Source organism: Flavisolibacter tropicus (genome assembly GCF_001644645.1).
In the GTDB taxonomy this organism is placed as follows: domain Bacteria; phylum Bacteroidota; class Bacteroidia; order Chitinophagales; family Chitinophagaceae; genus Flavisolibacter; species Flavisolibacter tropicus.
The window spans coordinates 2,459,280-2,481,236 of record NZ_CP011390.1; the positions used below are offsets into that span (position 1 = coordinate 2,459,280).

A 21,957-nucleotide genomic window follows, 5' to 3' on the forward strand; every position below is an offset into this window, starting at 1 on the left:
TTTTATTTCTGTTCTTCTTATTCTTTGTGCTTCTTAGTGCCTTTGTGTCTTTGTGGAACTTCTCTCATTCCCTCTGTGTGCCTCCGTGTCCGCTGTGCCTCTGTGGTTCAAGAAGCGCTGGCGCTCCCCTTTAGGGGCTGGGGGCGTTAGCCTACTCACCACTGACCACTCACCATTCACGAGCCGGGCTCCTGCCTCTCCTTTACGCATTCTGCACCTTTGGCAGTACTGGCATTAATCCATGCTTTGCCATTACTAATTTTAATTGTTCTACATCTGGAGGACCGCCGGCATTTAGAATAGCTGCCATTTCTTTAAAGTAATTAGGTCCAAGCAATGCTGGCGTGATAACAGCTAATGCTTTTGCGTCTTCTTGCTTATTGTTGTTAAAACCATGAACAGCGCCGCGGGGAATAAAACAAGTTTCGCCAGGGGCAATATCAATTGTCTTCCCATCAATGGTAAAGGTCATAGCACCTGCTAACCCATAAATGGTTTCATCAAAATTTTCGTGATAATGCGGCACAGGAACTTTTGCATTAACAGGCACCGTAAATTCAAATAGTGCCGCAGAGCCATTTGTATCTGCTGCCTCTAATAAAAAATCAATAGTAATTTGCCCCGCTTTGATTGTTTCTGATTTCATGATCATTCATTTTAATGAAACAAACGTACTACCCTGAATTAACGAAGTCCTTGATTCCAGATAAGAAATTATACTTGGATAATTTTCCTCCGGATACGACTTAAGGTTTCAGGTGTCATGGCCAAATATGATGCTATGTGATAAAGGGGTATTCGCTGAAGTAACTCTGGTTCTTCTTTTATGAAACGCAGGTATTTTTCTTCTGGAGTTTCAACAGTGGCTTCTGCCAGTCGTTTTTTCAAGCTGTAATTGGTATCCTGCTGAGCTCTGATAAACCCCATCGTTAAAGGCCGGATCTGGGTCATAGCATACACCCAGTTCTTTTGATTAATTATTTGCAGACTACTGTCTTCTAAGGCCTGCAAATTCAATTCAGTGGGTTTATTATCCAGAAAACTTACTAGCTCACTCGCCCACCCATTCTCCACTTTAAAATAGATCGTTCGATCCTCACCATTGTTGTTAATATAATATTGCCGTAAGCATCCTTTCTCTACGAAATAAACATATCGAACCACTTCGCCTTCCCGGAAAAGGTGTTCATTCTTTTTAACGGTAAGTGATTCAAAGAGGGGAATGACTCTCGTACAGTCTTTATCAGAAAGTTTGTAGACTTGTTTGAGTTGGTTGATAAGGGATGAGTTATCCATAACTCTAATAGCCTTTGACAATAAAGATAAGGCATTGCACATGAGCAGAAAGTCCCTGCCAATAGTTGAATTCCTTTCAGTCTAATGGCATTAATAAAACAAAGTTAGATTGCTACGCACTTTTTTCTTACGCTATACAACATATGAAAAAAGGGAAAGGCGGTCAACAACTAATGTTAACTTTCCAGTAATGGCCAACTAGTAGTAATCCAACTACAAAACGGCCAATTGCTTGCAACTCTGCTGTAATCCTTTTTACATTTAGATACTTTCTTAAGCAGTTAGTTTTGGTATCAAGCCCTGTTTTAACAGGGCTTTTTTGTTATCATGCGATTCTCTTTACCTCACCACGCTCTTCCTCAAGAGCAGTGTATATAAAAGCGTTTATAAGTTCACCTGTTCATTAGTTCCGACAAACTAACAGCCGAACAGGATCTACTGCCTTGCTATTAAAAAGGATAGCCTAATGCAAAGTTCCAGATCAGGTTTTCCTTGCGCCAGTCTTTTTCACCAAATTTCATTGTATCAAATGTCCATCGTTGTCCTTCAGGCAAATAAGGTTTGTGAAATGGAATGGCAAGGTCAAGCCGGATAACAAGGATATTAACATCTACCCGCAAACCAATTCCGGCATCAATAGCAATTTCTTTGTAAAAGTCTTTGCTCAACTGTCCTGCCTTAGTGTACAATACAGTGTCCTTCATCCAGATATTACCGGCATCTACAAATAGAGCCCCTTTTAGACGACCTCCCAAAGATGTACGCAGTTCAGAATTGAATTCTAATTTATAATCGCCTCCTATTTGCGGGAAGGCGCTTTGCTGTGATTCTGTTGCCTGTGTACTTCCAGGGCCAAGTTTCCTGGGCAGAAATCCTCTCAAGCTATTGGCACCGCCTATTATGTACTGTCTTGAAAAGGGAAGAAAAGGTGAATTCCCATACGGATAGCTAGCACCAACCACCAAACGGTTAGCCCAAGTAAGTTCTTTTTTGAATCTACGGTAGTAGCGGAAATCAGCAGCTGCTTTTATAAACTGAGAAAAATAAGCATTACCCACCTTAGTAGAAAAATAGCCATTATTCCCTTTAATCATGCCCAAGATATTGCCAGCAAACTCCACTCCCGTATGCAAAAAAGTAGAATATTTTTTAACAACAGGATTGTTGGTAACGATATACTGAAAACCTAATGACGGAATAACAATAGTAGGAAGTGTAAATTTCAAACTCGAATCAATCATTTCACGAAGATTGAAAGCGTTTGTAAAATTAGCCGTATTGGTAATAGTCAGACTAAAGGGCGTCAACCTGTATTCCCTTGTAATTGTATCGCGCCAACTCAACTCGTAACGGAAATTGAAATATTTCTCTGTATAGAGATCCTGGTGTCGCACCCAATCAAAACTTAGAGGAAAATTTGTTTTAGGTAGCGTAGCCAAATTGTTTCCTGTCCGAAAGGGCACCATTAATCTGGGAATATTCAAGGAAGCCTCAATTCCTATACGAAAATTATTATTATCCTTCAGCGAGTCATTGGCAGTCACCTCAAATGAACCAGTTGCCTTAATCATCAAGGTTTGCGCTCTTTTTAAAAAATTCTTGTCAGCCCACTGAATACTTGCTTGCCCACCGGTGTAGCTATTACTTCGGGTAAACCCTCCTATTTCTGTTTGCAGCTTCTTTTTCTGATATGGAACCAAGTAATAGGTCACATTCATTAAATCGGCACCTGCAGTTGCTTGGGTGAATTGAGGTTTTACAAAGCGGAAAGTACCCAAACTGTAAAACCGTGCCTGTGTTTTATTTAGCTCTGGAAGTGAGTACAGGCTTCCTTTACGATACGTAATAGAACGGGCAAAAACGTCTGGTTTAAATTTCTGACTGGAATCATAAATATAAATACCATCATGTTGAGGCAAAGTCTGAACCAAACTATCGGGCAAGGGCTTAAAGGTTGTAAAAGGTGTATAAACAATAATCTGATTGATAACAAAAGGGGTTTTAGCAGTGACCGGTACGGGCTGGTTCAATGACATATAAATAGCTGCCGTATAATTACTATGATTAGTATCGATATAGGTCAACAGGTGTTCTGTCTCAAAATAATAATAACCTTTTCCTTTTAGTAGTTGCACCAGTCGTGCTTTTTCGGCCTTTATTTTCTTTTCATTATATTGATCGCCTGTTTTTAACAGAGAGCCTACTTTGGGGAGTTGCAAAATATCTCTGGCCAACTGGCTGCTATCCAGCTGCCAAGTGATGGGGCCAAATTGATAAGGACGTGCTACCCTGGCCTGGTAGTGTAACTTTATCTTTTTTTTCTTAATCGAGGTATCCACACTCACTTTACTATTGAAGTAGCCCTCAGTCTCTAAGAGAGCTTGCATGTTTTGTGCATTCAATTCAGGGTTTAGATCTCCTGATAGTACAGGAGGCTGCCCTAACGTGTTGCGCAGCCAAGCTTTAAACCCCTTTTCTTTTTTAGGTTGCCCTATTACATACCACCACCATACTTTATAAGGTTCCCCCAAAAGCCGCTTATTTCGTTTAGGCGTGGCAAGCGATGATAGCTTACTTTGAATGGACGCTTCTTTGACCTTTATTTCAGACGCTTTACTAATTTTTATGGTAGCGCCATTATACAATTTTTCTTCAGCCGGCAGATAACGATTTACACTACAGGAACCACTGCCTACAATCAGAAGCAGCCACATAATATGTTGAAGCAACTTCCTCATTGTTTTTCATTAGCTTGGCGCTTCCTACGCCGCACCAACTCCTGGAATTTATCGTATGCCATCTCAATAGTGAAGTTGATACCTATTTCCGTAAAGTAGCCCTGCACCACTGCATCATATTCATTTTTCTGATAGGCCTTTATTTGGAAGCGGCCATCTTTTGATAATTTGTACGTACTGGTTATATCTGGGATGTACTGAGAACCGCTTTTAGCAGGAGGTGCCGTATTCCCCACCGCAAAACTTTCCTCTATACGAATCACCATCCGTTCCTGGAACAGGTCTTTAGACATAGCAACGCCTAGTTCCGTTTTAGAAATGGGATCGTCTTCTGCTTTGTAGGTCTTCATATTCACATCTACATCCACCCCTTTTATTAATTGATCAGCCACTTGATTCATGGCCTCTGTCAAAAAACTGCTAACGCCTTCCTTTAATGCATTGTTTGCATTGAGGTTACTGCTTTCTAAATTATTATCAGTGGTACTGGCAAACCGTTTGGCCAAGAGTAAGGAGAACACCTGCTTGTTCATTTCTGTTACATCGCTCCGAAGGCGATCAAGCGCATGTTCTACATCTGATTTTACAGAACTCTTTAAAACTGATTTGCCCTCCTTGAGTTTGATATCAAATGAAAGCGCCGGTTTTGATATCGGGCCTTTGATCATAAATATGACAGCAAAGGGCGTGCGTTGTGAATAGGCAGGATCATCTTCTTTATAATTCAATAAGCCTTTAGGGCTAGCCTCTATAATATATTCCGTAGTAACATCTGCCTCTGCCATTGTGGGATCGCCATTGAAGGAAATCGAGCTTCCCTTCACCAGCATGAACTTTCCCCTAAGCAACAGGTTGTTCATTTTGTAATAGCCTGACTGTAAATTATACACGCCCTCCACTCCTACCTCTCCATTTTCGTTCAAGCCGGCATTTAAACGAGCATCGCCCTTAAGCACCATTTCATCATCAGTAGTAGGATCTATAATGATGCTGATTTCTGCATCCTTGTCTACCTTCAGACCCATATTATATTTAAGACCTTTAAATGTGGCGCGGGCAATAGCAGAATCGCTTACTAATTGGGGAGTTGAATCTTTACGAGCAAGCAATGTATCCATATCAACGAATACAAGCCCATCCTTTCTTGTTCTGCCCACACTGCTACGAGGAGTAGACACAAAATAAACCTGGCTATTTTTATGCAAATAAGCATTGCCTTCAATGACAGGCTCTTCAACGGTTCCCTTTACAGCCACTTTTGCATCTACAATGCCTGTACCATAAAGAGAAGCTCCCGGCTTGCGTGAGGCTTTCAGTAGCATAAAATCTTTGGTTTCCATATTCACATCCAACCGCTTCGCACCTGCACCAAACAGTGCCACGCTTCCTTGCACAGTCAATGGATGTCCCGCCGAATCAGCCACTACAAACTGCCCAAAATCTAGATCCGAATCGCTGATCATCAGCTTTTGTTTGTTGATCCTATAGGGTGTATTTAAAGTGGCTAAAGCAAATATGACAGAGTCCATATAGATAGCGCCTTGAAATTTTAAGTTATCAAGCGAACCCGCTAGTTGCACATCGCCGGTTATGTTACCAGATAGGCGTGTGAGAATGTCTTTTGCATACGATTCTATCAGTTCCGTATTGAGTTTTTCCAGGTGTACCTGAAGACCAACTCCCCGGTTTACCAGGTGCACATTACCGTTAAACTTTAACTGATTCATACCAGACAATCCGCCTTGTATTACCAGGCTATCACCTATGCTTTTTGAATGAAACTGAAGATCACCTATTGGAATATCGTGTACCGCCAGGTTGGAGGCCAGTATGTCACCTGTAACAATAGGTATTTTGCCAATAGGTTGTTGTACACTAATATCAACATTTAGTATGCCCTTTGCACCCAACGTATCGCCGGGAGATAAAAGAGCAAAAATATTTTTGATATCAAAGCTGTCTATTTGAACAGCTATTGGTGATAACGCCTGCTGGTCTTTTGTATGAATAGAAACAGTCTGCCCCCGGCTTTCGAGTAGCAGGTGGTTGATGAAATAGTTACCCTTCACTATACGCACTACATTATCAGCGGGCACTTTCCATTTGTAACGATTCAATGTTAGATCATCCCGGATACGAATGACAGTTTCATCATTCTCTTTTTTCACTTCCACATTCGCAGCATAGAACGCTTTCCCTGCACTATCGTTTACACGACCGTTAACCAACAGCATTCCTCTTTGCATTTGACCAGTAACCTGCACATCCGTTAACCGGTTTTTAGCATTAAACACTTCTTTTCCTGACAAAGAAAAATGCATTACTGAATCAACCGTCTTTGTTGTTAGTCTCCAATCATGACCTTCCAATTGCCCATAGCGAATATTTGGAGCCTGCACTAGAATAGACAATAAGGAATCTTTATGTTCATCATTATATTGCCCTTGTATGACTACAGGTTGCTTTAATTCCAGCATTGGGAAGAAAGCATTGATCAATGAGTCTTGTGTAAGCTTCACTTCCACTGAAGTGCGATAACCACCACTGTCTCGTAGTAGCTTCTTCTCTTCTCTTGAATCACCGAATGGATAAAGTACACGCCATATGGCAGCCATTTCTGAAGACAACGCCTTGATGGAATAATTGCCAAACAGTTTAGCCGCTATAAAAGGTGACTGTACTGTCATCAGCAAACTGTCTGCATCTGACTTAACGGTAAGCAAAAAACTATCGACAGCTATTTGCTTTCCACGTATAAAAACCAGGTTACTGTCACCCTGTATTTTGGCATAAAGCACGTTAGGCTGTTTATGATCACCATCAATATGAATATTTCCAGCATATATTAAACTGTCAGCCGTAAATCCTAGTTTGAGAAAATCAGCTCTTTTAACATACACATTTCCCCGGACGTGTTGATCTGAACTAAAATGACCGCTTACATCCATAACCGTTTCCAGGTTAGGATCCTGTATACTTGACTGAACGGTAAATGCCGATCTGTCCCATTTAGCATGCAAGCCAATGTTAGCATAAGGGTAGTGATTGATGATAGCAGACTCTAACTGCAACTGGGCATCTGCAATCATACGCTCCTTTTGAATACCGCTGCCTTTAATAAATAAACGACCTGTTATCTTACCCAAGCTGGAATCCATTCCAATCCACTTCCCTGTTTCAAACTGGTGGGCATCTAATTGAAAGTTATAAGTTAGCCGTTGTGGCTGCTGTAGATTATTCGCGTGCCCCTTGATTTGCAACTGCCCAAATGAACAGGCCAATTTCACATCAGTCTTTAATTGTTGCTGATCCAAATGCACCTTTCCGGTAAGTACCAAATCCTCAGGCAGTCGGATCCCATCTTTTTGAAGCCGTTGTAACAATTCTTTGGAGAGTAGCTGTTTTTTTAAACGAAGTGGTTGCAGTGTAGCAGTTAGTGCTGGTCCATCCTCCGCCAGCCGAAAATTCATACTGCCTGCTACTTGTACTTGCCGACCAGAAGTAGAAAGGTTGAATTGTTTGGTATTTAGATTTTGTAATGTTCCGGTAAAACGACCAGCAACAATTATTTGTTCAGATGGGGAAATTGAAAAAGGCAATTGTTTTTTTAGACCAGGTTGTATCAGCAATAAATCACCATAGTTCAGAGAAGCCTTTTCAATGACGAGTGGGGTAGCATTAACAACAGAGGCACCGGTCTTCAAGGGCCATATCAGATCACCTTTACTGGCAACATACGATTGGTTAATGGCCGCCACCAAATCCTTCATATGTATCAGGTTATCCGAAAAACGAAAGCCTGCCTGTATATGCTTTACCTGAAACTGATCATTAAAAACTAAAGAGAGTGTATCGATAGCTGCAAATAAGCCCAAGGAATCAAAACTGTTTTCTCTGGTTTGCAGGTTAATCTTTTTAAGACGGATATGGTCAGCGTCTAAGCCTTTTGAGGCCGGCAGCGCCTCATTACTATAAACAAATGAATTATTGAACAAGCTGATAGCATCTACACGAACCCGCCAGAAGTTATTAGTAGCAGCAGAAGGTGACGGTGGTTTTTTTTTAACTGTATTTCGCGGCGGTATCCAGTCTAGCAGGCTTACAGACGTATTGCTGAGTTGAATATACTTAGCCACTATACTTTGGGCGCTAAGATCAAGCGATGCTTGCTGTAATTGTAAGCTGTCAACCCGAAACGTGTAATCGATTTTATTGGAAGGCTGCTGATAAGAAAAGTAGACATTATGCAACGCTAATTGATCCAAGCCCAGCAGTAAAGGCGCCGGATCACCTCTGCTCTTAGTTGTTTTTGGCGACACGCTCCCATCAATGGATGAGTCAATCATAACAACCTCAGTGTTCTTAAGTTTAAAATCTTTAAACTGGAATGTTTTTATTTCTGGATAAAGGGATTCTGGTAAACAGGAGAGCTCATTGATATATGCAGAAAAATGCAATTGCTGTTGCTGATCATTAAAACGAAACCTTACCTGATGTAGCGAAAGTTGTTTTACGGACAGCCGCAAAGGAGCCGTTTTAGTTTGAGTTTGAACCTTACCGGCAGGAGGCGCAAAAGCATCTAGAATAAATTGATAATTGAAGAGGCTATCTCCTGCAGTACGGTGGCAGTTCAAGACGATATTTTCCAAGCTCAAGCCTGTTACATCAACAGTATTCGACAGCAGCTGCAACAATTTAATACCTACATATATACGCCCACCACTAAGCAACGTATCCTTTTTGCGGTCTAAGATCAGCACCCGTTCCAAAGCAATCCAGTTTGGTAATCGGTAGTCAATATTTCCAATCTGAACTTCCGTCTTCCACTTTTTTTCCAGGAAGCTTTGTACTTTATTTCGCACCATCGACTTACCGGTAGCTGTATGCAAAAACAAAAGCATGCCTACCACTAAAAAAATAATGATTGCCAGGAACAATACGCCTCTTCTGATCCATTTCTGAACCATGCTTTTGGTGCCTATATGATGTTTTTAAATTTACAATAATAATGCGGCTCTCTCTAGGCCGATCATGGATTGTGGATAGGGAATAAGCCAAAAATTCCTATAGAATCAAACAGCCTGGCAGAAACACATAAAAAGCATCAACTAATTAATATGGAAACTAACGAACACCCAAATACCTAAAGCACTTGAAACTAAAACGAATATTACCCATGAATATGTATTTCAATTCAGCACGAAAACAACTATTTTAGGTATCCTGATATACGTATGTTTATCCTCTTCCCATTTGCAAATAGGCCTACCTACCCGTCAAGTTATAGCCGTCCCTTTTAAAACACACCATTATTCAATTAAACCTTACCGGGTAAGTCCGTTGACAAACGAGTTTGTTGGTTAAAAGTCCAGTATACCTCGTACAGCAATTACATAATATTTAAAACAATCTGTTTTTTGAAAACAGAGGGCATAAAAGAATTTCTTTTAAGAATGAAAAAGCATTATGAAAGCATGGAAAGCACTTTTACTGTTTGTTGGTTTTGGTCACTTGGCAAATGCACAAAACGATACACTGCCTCGTGCTACCACACCGGAACAAGTCCAATTGGAAAAGATAAGAACCAGGAGAATAAAAGACCTCAGTTTTGCCTACCAGACACAGAACTATGCGACCCGGAGCTACGCCTGCCCTCCCTATTTTGACCTAGGGTCGCCCAAGACATGGTATATACTATCGGCAGATATCATTCCTGAATTCATAATTGGCAGTGAGCGTATTCCCTTTACCATGCACTTAGTAACCCGCTACATGGTAAGAATACTGCATGATGATGAAAAAGCAGGCGATTCGTCTTTTGCCGTACGCACACCAAGCTTTATGCCGGGCGCTATCGTGTACATTCCATTGAATTATACTAATGCGCAAAGTGATAACATCACCTACATGGGCATTGCACTCTTTCATCACTCCAACGGGCAGGATGGCAATGAATTTAATAGCGATGGCAGCTTCAACCTGTATGACGGAAACTTCTCTACCAATTTCATTGAACCCTCCTATCATTTTCGCAGAAGAAAGTATAAGATTACAGCCGCAGTTATTACTGAACCTACACTTAGGCGCAACTACGATGAGCTTTACGGAAGTGCAGGTCTAGAACTGCACTTTGGCACTTCCGACTCTTTAAAATCAAGCTATGAAGATCGACGGATCAACCTGCAGCTAGGATATATCCGCGTTAAGAACTACTGGAGTAAATACAAAGGACAAAAGCTTACAAATTATTTTGAAGAAAAAGACAGGATGGTGTTTGATCTTACTATTATTGCCGGAGATAGAGACCAAGGGTTGTCGGCTTTTGAGAAACGAATAAATGCAGCTATCCAATATTATTGGCGCATCAAGGGTTCCCCCAATTCCTCTTTCTTTGCCAGTGCAGGGTACTATGGAAGTGATCCTTATAACATCTATTACGCCAACAGCTATTTCTATTTCAGAGCAGGCATTGCATTAGGAATATTCATTACACCCAAATTAAAATGACCATTAGATAAGAGTGGTGCTATCGCCCTCAACTACCAAATTCGTGAATGCATTTGCAAACCTTAAAAAGCTCTCCTTTGTTTGATCGTCCTTGATTTCTCCTTCCACCGTTACTTTCCCCTTTACACCCTGAATAAGTAAGGTGGTTTCGGCTGTAAACTTAGCCATCAGGGTTTGCATAATTAATTGCAGCTCCTCCTGGCCTTTTTGACCATGGGCAGAGGCGGTAATAAGGCCCGTAGGCTTATTGCTAAACACAGTGGTAGAAACACACCATTCAATGGCATTTTTTAGCCCACTGGGAATGCTAAAAACATACTCAGGCGTACAGATAATAATCCCATCTGCCTTTTCAATACATTCCCTAAACGCTTTTATTGGTTGCGGTGAATCACCTGTTGACAGTTCTGGATCAAAATGAGGAAGTGTTTTTAAGTCGTTGAATATCGTCCAATGAAACGCATCACCGGTTAGTTGGGCCAACTTGTTCACCAAGGTTAGATTGGATGAATTGGCACTGGCACTTCCTATAATGGCAAATATGTTTTTCTTATTACGCATTCTTTATTGACAAAGCTTTACCGCATACAGTGTCTGCGGCCGGCAATCAAATATAAGTACCTTCCTGCTCAAGTATCCCTACCCATTTACCCATGCATCAAATCCTTATCTTTAATGCACAACCGCGTACTAAGTTGACACCGAATGACAATAGCGGCATAAAATGGTTTAGTTTAACACACTATTGTTTCACACATGCACACACGAAAACGTATTCTATACATTGTAACATTTGTTTTCCTTTCATCCCATGCTTGGTCGCAGCAGCAGGCAACCGCACACCAAACTGGCAATCCGATCATAGCCGGCTGGTATGCTGATCCGGAAGCAGTGGTCTTTGGCAAAACAACCTGGATCTACCCCACCTACTCTGCACCTTATAAACAACAGGTATTCCTGGATGCATTTTCTTCCACCAACTTAAAGAATTGGCAAATACACCACCGCATCATTGATACAGCAGCTGTAAAGTGGGCCAAGAAAGCCATGTGGGCTCCTGCTATAATCAAAAAAGGAAAGTTATACTACCTGTTTTTCAGTGCCAACGATGTGCATCCCGGAGAGATAGGCGGCATAGGTATTGGCGTATCTGACAAACCAGAAGGCCCTTTCAAAGACTATCTGGGAAAGCCACTGATTGGTGAAGTGCAGAATGGCGCCCAACCCATAGACCAATTTGTATTTCAGGATAAAAACGGCCAATACTATATGATCTATGGTGGTTGGCAGCATTGCAACATTGTACGATTAAAACCAGACCTTACTGGACTGCTACCTTTTCCAGATGGCAGTATTTATAAAGAGATCACCCCAAAAGATTATGTAGAAGGCCCCTTCCTGTTTATCCGAAATAACAAGTATTATTTTATGTGGTCCGAGGGTGGTTGGACCGGCCCCAACTACCGTGTGGCCTATGCCATTTCTGATTCTCCTTTCGGACCATTTGAACGTATTGGTACCGTGCTCCAGCAAGATACAGCAGTGGCCACAAGTGCTGGCCACCACTCCGTTATTCACCTTCCAGGAAAAGACGAATGGTATATGGTTTACCACCGCCGCCCCTTAGGCGAAACCGATGCTAACCACCGGGTGGTATGCATTGACAAGGTGGAGTTTGATGAAAAAGGACTTATTAAGCCGGTGAAAATAACGTTCGAAGGAGTGGAAAAAGTGCGCTAGGCTACTGCAAAAAAAATCTAATCATCAAGAAAATGCAGATGCTAACGCTAACAGCCAGATACTTTTTAGTTAACTATAAATCGAGTAGTATAAGCTATATTTTGCTTGATCCAATTGGATAATGTGGCTTCTTTACTCAAAATCCATTCAGGAGCTGGCTGGCATACCACCCAGTTATCATTGAATAAGCCTTTTTTCATTTCAAATGCCAGCTCTGACTCACTACGCCCCTTAACTGATACATAATACTTGCTGGAGTCTACCCGCTTTATCTCAGAAAATGAAAACGAATATTGCTGATCGTTGATAACAAGGGTGTGCGAAAATTTTGTCATGTGCTTATCTAGGTTGTTAAGTTTATGGGAAAGGCCTGTAGTTTATAGCCCAAGAAGTATCTGTTTAATACCCATCCAGAACACGAAGTAAATACTTAAACAACTTCTTTTTTATCATAATAGACGAGATGGCCCAATAGCATGTTGAATCCATATTGGGCATAGGTGATTACCCTAACGGGTTTCTATTTGTCACTTGCCTCATTTTGGAAATGCGGTTATCGTTTAGCGCTAGTGACTTTCAAAAGCCTTCATATGGCGCCGTAATACGAGTCCTTAAGCAAATTATATTACCCCCAAAAGCTAAAGGCAATAAAGAAAGTCCTTATCGCAACTACAGGTATTAAACTAATTTCTATATCTCTTTGATACTCAGCCTATATAATAACTTGTTCAAATATTTAGATTTGAACGTCTTTAACTCCAACTGACTATTGAGAGGCGTTGTAAGAGTGTTGAATTCTCAATGCACTCTGTTTCAAGCGATACCTTTTCAATACACCAATATTAAAAGGAGTGCAACCTATACGAAACACCTCTAGCTGATTCTAAGCTTTTTGGTAAAAAAGCCTTGAATAAAATAAACGCTCCTAAGGGAGCAGAACTTATTAAACCGTTTTGCCGGTTTCCAGTAAAATGAAAAGCCAAACGACAAGGTAAATATATCTGTCAATAACCATACTAAAACTGTAAATGAGAATGAGCACTTTTTCTAATCTCCACACCATTAACAACGAGCTGTTTCGCTTCTGCTTTTCAGAGATCATGCGCATAGATTCACCCAAATACTATGTGGCCGTAAAACAAGATCATCAGCTGGTAACTGCTTTTGAAATGAAAAAAGATAGTTATTATAACCAGTGGGTTATTTGCCAACCAGCACCCGAATGGATTGTTACGGAAAGAGCTGTGCTATCTCAAATGATAGAAGAGGCTATCAGCAAAAAAGCCCGCCAGAAAAGCAGATCCGAGGAGCAACATTCCTAAAGGCACTCTAACAGGGAGAATAGTTTACTACTTGGCTAGGTAATAGAGGAAGGTTTTCATTCAGATATCACCAATAACCCATTTTAGGTTGCAGGTTTCGCCACTCCTTTCACAACCAGCCGCCACCTTTAAAGCCTCTGACTTTTGCCACCCTGAACTTGATCCCGAGTTAATCGAAGTAAGGATCTGCTCTTGCATTAAAGAAAAGCCTGCTATCATAAAAGGACACTTACCCTAAATGCCTAATCTATCCTCTTAATCCCTTAATCTCCCCAAATCCCGGTTCATTCCTCCCTTCTTCCTTCATCATTCCTTGTTCCTTGTTCATTATTCCCTTGTTCCTTGCCTGCTACTCCTCTGTTCCTTCATTACTCCTCCTCTGTCCCTTCATGGTTACTCCGTATAGAATACTAGGTTACTCCGTATAGAAGCCTATGTTACTCCGTATGTCACCCGTATCTTACCCGTACCTCACCCGTACCCTAGCCCGTATTAAGCTATTCGCTCATTGCTATAAACACATAGAAATAGTAAAGAAAAGTGGAATAAGAAAGGCTGAAGATGCCCTAAAAGAAGAAGCTTAAAGATACAAAACCCTTGCCTGTAGAGCAAGTTCTTTTCTCCCTTATACCCTGAACATTGATACTAGAGCATTGAACATTTGCTCTCTTTTCCCTTGTTTCTTGCCCCTTGTGCCTTTCCTCCACTTCTTCCTTCCTTGTTCCTTGTTCAATATTCCTCTCCTTGTCAACTTTTCAACCTGTTAACCTGTCAACCCAAATCCGCCATCAGCCATCCTCACATCAGCCATTTCCTCCCAATCCTAAGAATCCTAGTTCTCTCTCCCTAAACCAAAGTTCCTATAAACCCCGCCGAATGCTCTAAAACTATCTCCTTGGCTTCTTTATGTGGTGTATGACCTACGGCTGGAATAATAAGTGAACTAACCACACCGGATACTTGCTTCACAATTCCATTTACTTGATCCAGGCTTCCGAATTCGTCCTTTTCTCCCTGTATTACCAGTACAGGACAGTGTATTTTAGGTAAAAACTGTTCCATATTCCAGGATCGGAATGTATCGTTCAGCCAGGTAGCTGCCCAAGCATTGAATACAGCCTCCGTTTTCTCTCCATGGTATTTTTGCAGCCGCTCCTTGAGATCCGTTGTTTGATAGGCTGTTACTGCTTCCCGTATACCCTCCAATGTGATCTCCTCAACAAAGATGTGCGCCCCTTCGGTAATAACACCAAGAATGAATGATGGGTATTTAGCAGCGGCTATTAATGCAATAGAACCTCCATCACTGTGGCCAAATAAGATCACACGCTGTAATCCACATTGCTCTATCAGCTGATGTAATCGATCAGCTTCTATTTCTAAATAATCATTATCCCGACTGTTTACCGTAAAAGGGCTGGATTTACCATAGCCCTGCCGGTCATAAACGAAAACGTTACATTGCGTTAACTCTCCTAACGTCTTTGGAAACGTTCGCCAAAGTTCAACTGAACCCAGGCTATCGTGCAAGAAAACGATAGTTGGATGCTCTGGATTGTTTGCTAACTGCACCACATTTAGTTTTCCGGTTAACGTATTTAAATAAAACTGCATTTTATCTCTGTTAAGTAATGTCTGGCCGCTATTCATAGACCGACCTAGAACATCAACCGGGTGCAATGTTAGAACGATTGCATAAGAATTGCCGGATTGAATAATAAATTGTAATGGATATATACTATTCCTTTTTACAAAGCCAAATCTGCCTGCCAAAAAGAACTTTAAAAGATGAAAATATTATTTGGTTCCCGGACGTTAAAGAGAGACTTACAAGTTTTTCCATAGTTATATTGAAGAGCTGTGCGCCCAAACACTTATTTTCACGAATAATCCCTTATGAGAAAAATCCTTTTCTACCTCTTATTTACGGCAGCTATAAACACGCTACAGGCACAAGGCATCCGTTTTACGACCCCTAAAAACTGGAATGCCGCGCTGGCGGTGGCAAAAAAAGAAAACAAGCTGATCTTCCTTGATGCGTATACCACCTGGTGTGGTCCCTGTAAATACATGCAAGAAGAAATCTTCCCGCTAGCATCAGTAGGCAAATTTTACAACGCCAGCTTTATCAATATCAAAATGGATATGGAAATTGGCGAGGGTCCAGACCTGGCAAGCAGCTTCCAACTGGTTGCTGTCCCCACTTTACTGTTCATCAATGGGGATGGGAAGATCGTGTATCGTTACGAGGGAGCCTTAAAGGGCCGAGAACTGATCGCCTTGGGCAAAAAAGCCCTCAACAGCTCAAATTAGACAGATAGTGACGCTCCTGATAAACTGGATTTATAGATGCTGTAAGGACAGGCTACTCCCTAGTGCGCTATTATAGTAATCCACCAAGTGCTCAACTTAGATCCAGGCTTCTTCTTAATCAAGTGAAATGTTTACTGATTGTAACCACTTCTTTTCTATAGCGGAAAACGCCTCTAGGATTCCGCAAACAGGCAATTCCAAGGAGTGTTAGTTTTTATGAAATCATCCGGAAATTGGGACCAACCAGATTAAGATCGTTTGCCAGGATTATCAACCGTGTATGGTGCTGTTTATTGAAATGAACCTGATATATGCCATCTGAAGTCTATTAAGGCTGCCTGTTTTTAGATCATGGCTATTCTCTTGCACTTACAGGACATAGATCAAGCGCGTAACCTAATACAGCGCCATTTGGCATTCGAAGTCAAAACCAGTTATTTCCTCTTTATAACGCTGTAACTGCTTCTTTTGACAGTCGTCGTCAGCGAGTCTAGCTCAGCAATAGCTGTATTGAAATGCAAATAATTCGACGACCAGACCGGCGCCGTCCACGTACAAGAGTAGACGAAATGGCACAAGAATTGAAGAGCTTTCGGTTATTCTTTAATTATGGCTAACCTTAATCGCTTCTGTCTATTTTTATGCCTTTTATCTGCCACACTCCTATCTTGTAAAAAAGCAAACGATAATACCAATAACTCACAGGAAGAAGTACTCCTCCCCAACCAAATACGAGAGGAGTATGGACTACGATTTATTTTAACCTGGTCGGTTGCTGATTCTTCCAACGCACAAACATATGCTCCCTTGGATATAGCCTTATATAAAGGTGCAGGTGATTCAAAATCAGCAACTCCTTTACCGCTCACACCAAAAGAAAGTGCGTTTAAGAACTATTCGATACCTACCAGCGCGCTTGATGACGGAGGAGAATGCACATTGGTTATTAACTATGGTAACGTTACAAAAAACGGCAGCTTTGATTTGTATGTAGAAGGGTATACAGCCATTGGAGCAACCAAAAAGTTTACGTTGGCCAACAATCCCTTCACAACTGCCCAGTCCAACAGTCGTAAAGATTTTCTAATCATTAAACGAGAAGGAAGTAAATACACATTCATACAATAGCCGGCATGAGTTATTCAGCTTGCCGCTTCTGGCGTTTTCTTGCAAGACCATAAACGGCTCTGCTTATTAAAACGACTGTTCCTACTAACACCCCATTAAAACTATTTTCTTTTCCACTGGAAAAGAAATAAACGAAAACGGCTCCTACAAGACCGATAAGGATGATTAAACCGATGTTTTGTTTTTTCATAAAGTGATCATTACTGACTATGAACCTGCTGGCTATTTCCTGCAGTGTCTTTCAGAGATTACCCTTGAAAGACACTACAGGCACTGCCAAGTAACCGAAATTACAGAAAAATAGATCTGCAGTCAGCCTTATCCTTAACTATTGCTCCCATTCCGTTCATTAGGCTCCAGGCATATCGCTTCCCTTATTCTTTAATAAGGTAGCCAAACAAACCATCTGATTCATCATCTGGGCCAGCCGTAAAATACAATCGGTTAGGATCAACAGCAGTTGCTGTTGCTGGGGCAAAAGATAGAGCCCATAGACCATCAATAACAATTACTTTATTATCTTTTGATTTCAATTGGCCCATAAAGGTGCCGTCTAAGCTATACGCATTGATCTTTCCATCTCCAAAATTCCCAACCAGTATGGCAGGCAGGTGGCTTGAATGATTGCCATTTCCCATACCGTTACCATTACCATCTGGGAAAAAGTCGGCTGATGCCTTTGCTAAACCCCAAGGAGCATTTAACATACCTTGTGAAGCAAATCGTTTAACGAAGGATCCATCTGTAGTGAATATGGAAACATATCCATTTCCAGCTCCTTTCTCTTCATCGCCATCATCACCTACTTTAGCATAAGCCACAAATAACTGTCCATCAATATTCTTGATATTAAATGGGCCATATCCTGCTGGTATACCTGAGTCTTTAAACGACATTGCCATACTGTTAAAACCGGCATCCCATACATCAATTGTACCCTTTATGAAATTAGCAGCATAAAGCAAATCTTGTCCTTTACTATTTTGGCCCATAGCCAAACCTTTATAATTAGCATTTGCTGAATTATCCTTGATGCGTAATGCATTATTGCCTGCAGCCTGGTTCCAGCCGGATATTACACCATCTTCACCTACAAATAAGAAGGCTGCTTTCTGGTTATTGGACAACGAAAAATCATTATTGCTGCCATTGTTAAAAACAATACCTGTAGGGCTGCCGCCAGTGAGTGCATCCGGAGAAGGGATATTAACAGGCGGACGCAATATACCGCCTTCTTTATCATAAACTTCACTCACATGTCCATCCGCGGCATTCACCCATGCAATACCATTAGGGCTAAAAGCCAACCCCCAGGCATTCACCAGTGTTGGGTCTGTATGCGTGTTACTATATTTATTGTTGTTCGCCACAAGATTCACTTGCTTAAAGCCACTGAGATTCGGCTGATCCATATTCTTATGGCACTGTGTAAGCAATACCAGTAATGGCAATAAAAGCAATTGCCAATTACTGAGAAGTCGTTGGTGTAATTGCATAAGCATTTTCATACACTAAATTTTTAATAAATGAAAGATGAGTGTTAACATCAGCTTTCATGAGTAAGAATTGAAACATTACTTATGGCACAGATGGGAGCTGGTAATAGTAGAAACAAAACGAGAGCTGACAGATTTCCAATGTATTTCTACAACAAAGTTTCACATAGAGCCGATTCTATAACAAATACGGATACATCAAATAATAGTTGCTTGGCAACAATAGATTATGACAGTATTTCGACAAATAGAAATATCCCTAACCAATAGCACATTCATACTTGCTTCGTTAGCATAAACCTCATTGGGATAAGATCTCAATAGACCATTGGTTGCACATCAATGTTTCACCTTTTAAAACACTATATCAATTAAAAAACGAAAGGAAAAATATTGGCATTTTAAGAAACGTGAATAAACAAATATCTGCCATAACAATATGACCTGATTCCATTAATAAGCAATTAAAGTTGCCCTAACCAGGAAGCACAATCCGAAATGGGAAGCCGTATTTAAATATAGGTAAAGAAGGGCGAGAGATCACCTTCTCATTTTCAATAAATGCAGATGACTATTGTGCAGCAGTGGTACGTTTATTAAACCTAATGTGGCAGTTTATCCCTGAAGAAACCATACACCCAAGTACCTGCAACAGCACTTGCCAACACAACAAGAATGACTAAAAACCCAGCACCGATCTGAGCAAAGAGAGGTCCTGGGCAAGCGCCGGTTAAAGCCCAACCTAACCCAAAGATCAAGCCGCCAATAATTTGTCCTTTATTGAACTTCTTGGGGTGAAAGACAATCTCCTCCCCATAAATAGTTTTTACTTTAAAGCGTTTGATCAACCACACTGACAACATACCAACTACTACCGCCGTACCAATTACACCATACATGTGAAAGCTTTGCAAGCGAAACATTTCCTGTATACGAAACCAGGAAATGATCTCTGCTTTGGTAAGAACAATACCGAATACAATCCCTGCAACGGCATATTTCAAATTGTGATACCACTTATGTTGCAACTGCGACTCATTGATACAATTTGTGTCTAGTGATCGAACTTCAAAGTCCGTTGGCATCAATACTTCTGTTTCGCTAACACGATCCTGTGGGTTCATATTTCCAAGTAATGAATAGTTGAAGAATGGTTTTACAAGCTTAAGATGTAAGGCAGGATAACATTAGCCATAAGAAATCCACCGACCATAAAACTGACCGTTGCAATTATAGATGGCACTTGTAGTGTGCTGATACCCATAATGGCATGCCCACTGGTACAACCGCCAGCGTATCTGGTTCCAAATCCAACTAAAAACCCTCCTACTACCAATGAAATGAACCCTCTTACTGTAAACAGACTCTCCCAACTGAATAGCTCCTTTGGCAGCAACGTTGAATGATCTGTAATACCATAATTCTTTAATTCAGCCAGCAAATTGGCGTTTACCTGAACAGGGGCCGGCGTAGATAAATATTGCGTAGCTATAAATGCACCTAGGAGAATGCCTCCGGCAAAAAAGAAATTCCACACCTCTTTTTTCCAATTGTATTTAAAGAAAGATATGTTAGCAGGAAAACAAGCCGCACAGGCATGACGCAGATTGGCAGAGATACCAAAATGCTTATTTCCAAGAAGAAGCAAAGCAGGCACTGTTAATCCAATAAGAGCACCAGCCACATACCATGGCCATGGTTGTTTTATTATTTCTAACATGAAACTTGTTTATAAACGTATAATGATTACGATCCTTTAAGAATTACTACTGAAATGATTGTTTATCATTTTTACTACAACTGTCTTCAGTGCTTACGCAAAGTAAGCACTGATCTTTGAATTGCAATTAAAGACAATATAAACTGACATTCAGGTGGCAAATGTGGCAAACTACTTTATAAAGCAAAAAGTAAGTGTTGCAAAAAGAATAAATTGATTGTAGTTAAAGTTATTCTAATAGGCCAGGTGTTGCCAGATCACATCATAAATATCAAATGCCGTCAACCCTTCTTTGGTAATCGCTTCTTTGGTAATTACTATTGGCTGAGAAGATGGCTCACTAACTAATCGCCCATGTGAACCTTTTACCAAGGTGGCATCCAAGGGTATCACGTCCATTACATAACGCAAGCCTGCTTTTTTACGTAGCAATTTATAGGCAGCCCTTGCTTTTGAGGTCATAAACAACTCCACAGGATCATAACCCGGCTTTTTGTGAATATCCACTACTCTTGCATAGTCGGGCGCATTCGCATCATCAAACCAGAAATAATACGTAAACCAGCTGCGCTCATCAGCCATAACTACAAATTCACCTGCTCTTTCATGATTGACCTCATGCTCTTGTTTCCCCTCATTATCCAATACCAGCTCCACGCCCTCAACCCCCTCCAGTATGGATCTTACTTGGTCTGTAACAGAAGGATCATTAATATAAACGTGGGCCACCTGGTGATCGGCTACAGCAAAAGCTTTGGAAGCGCCCGCATCTAACAACTCTAATCCTCTTTCTTCCCGAATAGCCAGCAATCCATGCTTACGTAGAATGCGATTGAGATGCACTGGTCTATCCACATTGGTGATTCCATACTCTGATAAAAGAATAACGCGAGCACCCGTAGCAGAATAATAATTAACTAATTGCTCTACTACGCTATCAATCTCGCTTAGTTCTTTGCCAATCTTACTAATATCCTGTCCCCATTTTTGAAGACAATAATCCAGGTGAGGCAGATAAACAAGTGTTAGCGTAGGATCATATTTTTTATCTGTATAAACAGAAGCATCGGCAATCCATTGTGTAGAAGTGATGCCTGTTGCAGGGCCCCAGAATTTGAATAAGGGAAATTGACCCAGCTTTTGCTGCAACTCATCACGCAGCCCAGCTGGCTGCGAATAACAGTCAGGCATCTTCCGTCCATCGGCCAAATAATTAGGACGCGGTGTTACTGAATAGTCAACCGCTGAATACATATTATACCACCAGAATAAGTTAGCACAGGTAAAAGATGGATCTTCTCTTTTGGCGCGCTCCCAGATCTTTTCTGCCTGTACCAGCTTGTTTGATTGCTTCCAGAACTTAACCTCACAATCCGAACGATCATACCAGCCATTGCCTACAATACCATGTTCTCCCGGACTTTTTCCAGTGAGGTAAGTAGATTGAACTGATGTAGTTACAGCAGGCAATAAAGGCTGTATTCGATTCAGGTGGGCCACCGAAGTATATTGTTTCAGAAAAGGCGTATACGCTCCAATTAAAGAAGATGAAAGTCCAACGATATTGACAACAACCGTTTTATGCATACCTGTACTTGTAGAATTAGTTAGTTACTTCCTCTGCCCCTCATTACTCATCACTCATTACTCATCACTCACCACTCACCACTCATCACTCACCTTTCTCACCATTGTTT

At 41.0% G+C, this 21,957-nt stretch carries 17 protein-coding genes; 5 read left to right on the forward strand and 12 right to left on the reverse strand.

From position 1 onward, the window contains the following. Positions 1-202 precede the first annotated feature (202 nt). From SY85_RS10305 to SY85_RS10320, 4 genes are all read right to left on the reverse strand, one after another. On the reverse strand, positions 203-646 hold the full coding sequence (locus SY85_RS10305; RefSeq protein WP_226999060.1) for a cupin domain-containing protein: 444 nt from the start codon (positions 644-646) through the stop codon (positions 203-205). 68 nt (positions 647-714) lie between these two features. Beyond that, the gene (locus SY85_RS10310; RefSeq protein ID WP_066404206.1) at positions 715-1,296 is read right to left on the reverse strand and encodes a Crp/Fnr family transcriptional regulator; all 582 of its coding nucleotides are present in this window, start codon (positions 1,294-1,296) and stop codon (positions 715-717) included. Positions 1,297-1,745: 449 nt separating this feature from the next. After that, a complete protein-coding gene (gene tamL, locus SY85_RS10315; protein ID WP_066404208.1) occupies positions 1,746-4,034 on the reverse strand; it encodes a translocation and assembly module lipoprotein TamL in 2,289 nt (762 codons plus the stop codon). Beyond that, positions 4,031-9,001 (reverse strand): translocation/assembly module TamB domain-containing protein, encoded by a 4,971-nt coding sequence (locus SY85_RS10320; protein ID WP_066404209.1) that lies wholly within the window; start codon positions 8,999-9,001, stop codon positions 4,031-4,033. Before SY85_RS10320 ends, tamL begins: the two co-directional genes overlap by 4 nt. Before the next feature lie 499 nt (positions 9,002-9,500). Between SY85_RS10320 and SY85_RS10325 the strand changes: the two genes are divergently transcribed. Beyond that, the gene (locus SY85_RS10325; RefSeq protein ID WP_066404211.1) at positions 9,501-10,541 is read left to right on the forward strand and encodes a hypothetical protein; all 1,041 of its coding nucleotides are present in this window, start codon (positions 9,501-9,503) and stop codon (positions 10,539-10,541) included. 3 nt (positions 10,542-10,544) lie between these two features. Here the strand turns inward: SY85_RS10325 and SY85_RS10330 are convergent, their stop codons facing one another. Beyond that, complete coding sequence (locus SY85_RS10330; protein WP_066404212.1) at positions 10,545-11,102, reverse strand: NADPH-dependent FMN reductase; 558 nt, start codon at positions 11,100-11,102, stop codon at positions 10,545-10,547. 195 nt (positions 11,103-11,297) lie between these two features. Here SY85_RS10330 and SY85_RS10335 point away from each other — a divergent pair, with 195 nt between their 5' ends. Continuing rightward, entirely contained in the window at positions 11,298-12,281 is a 984-nt protein-coding gene (locus SY85_RS10335; protein ID WP_066404214.1) for a glycoside hydrolase family 43 protein, read from the forward strand. A gap of 65 nt (positions 12,282-12,346) precedes the next feature. Here the strand turns inward: SY85_RS10335 and SY85_RS10340 are convergent, their stop codons facing one another. Beyond that, complete coding sequence (locus tag SY85_RS10340) at positions 12,347-12,616, reverse strand: hypothetical protein (protein WP_066404216.1); 270 nt, start codon at positions 12,614-12,616, stop codon at positions 12,347-12,349. Positions 12,617-13,315: 699 nt separating this feature from the next. On the opposite strand from SY85_RS10340, the gene SY85_RS10345 reads away from it, so the two are divergent. Beyond that, complete coding sequence (locus tag SY85_RS10345; RefSeq protein ID WP_066404218.1) at positions 13,316-13,603, forward strand: hypothetical protein; 288 nt, start codon at positions 13,316-13,318, stop codon at positions 13,601-13,603. 846 nt (positions 13,604-14,449) lie between these two features. Here the strand turns inward: SY85_RS10345 and SY85_RS10350 are convergent. Further along, positions 14,450-15,376, reverse strand: coding sequence for an alpha/beta fold hydrolase (locus tag SY85_RS10350; protein ID WP_226999061.1), 927 nt, complete (start codon positions 15,374-15,376; stop codon positions 14,450-14,452). 123 nt (positions 15,377-15,499) lie between these two features. On the opposite strand from SY85_RS10350, the gene SY85_RS10355 reads away from it, so the two are divergent. Both SY85_RS10355 and SY85_RS10360 read left to right on the forward strand, forming a co-directional pair. Beyond that, positions 15,500-15,916 carry a thioredoxin family protein gene (locus tag SY85_RS10355; protein ID WP_066404221.1) on the forward strand — a complete coding sequence of 139 codons (417 nt, stop codon included), beginning with the start codon at positions 15,500-15,502 and terminating at the stop codon, positions 15,914-15,916. 609 nt (positions 15,917-16,525) lie between these two features. After that, entirely contained in the window at positions 16,526-17,044 is a 519-nt protein-coding gene (locus SY85_RS10360) for a hypothetical protein (RefSeq protein WP_066404223.1), read from the forward strand. Between the two features lie 10 nt (positions 17,045-17,054). On the opposite strand, the gene SY85_RS10365 is transcribed toward SY85_RS10360, so the two are convergent. The 5 genes from SY85_RS10365 to SY85_RS10385 form a co-directional block, all read right to left on the reverse strand. Then, positions 17,055-17,234: a hypothetical protein gene (locus SY85_RS10365; RefSeq protein WP_066404225.1), complete on the reverse strand. Its 180-nt coding sequence runs from the start codon at positions 17,232-17,234 to the stop codon at positions 17,055-17,057. A gap of 184 nt (positions 17,235-17,418) precedes the next feature. Further along, positions 17,419-18,552 carry a TIGR03118 family protein gene (locus SY85_RS10370; RefSeq protein WP_066404227.1) on the reverse strand — a complete coding sequence of 378 codons (1,134 nt, stop codon included), beginning with the start codon at positions 18,550-18,552 and terminating at the stop codon, positions 17,419-17,421. Positions 18,553-19,142: 590 nt separating this feature from the next. After that, positions 19,143-19,664 carry a YeeE/YedE family protein gene (locus SY85_RS10375; RefSeq protein WP_082886363.1) on the reverse strand — a complete coding sequence of 174 codons (522 nt, stop codon included), beginning with the start codon at positions 19,662-19,664 and terminating at the stop codon, positions 19,143-19,145. Between the two features lie 32 nt (positions 19,665-19,696). After that, positions 19,697-20,260: a YeeE/YedE family protein gene (locus SY85_RS10380; RefSeq protein WP_066404228.1), complete on the reverse strand. Its 564-nt coding sequence runs from the start codon at positions 20,258-20,260 to the stop codon at positions 19,697-19,699. Positions 20,261-20,494: 234 nt separating this feature from the next. Beyond that, positions 20,495-21,847: an alkaline phosphatase family protein gene (locus SY85_RS10385; protein ID WP_066404229.1), complete on the reverse strand. Its 1,353-nt coding sequence runs from the start codon at positions 21,845-21,847 to the stop codon at positions 20,495-20,497. Between the last annotated feature and the right edge of the window lie 110 nt (positions 21,848-21,957).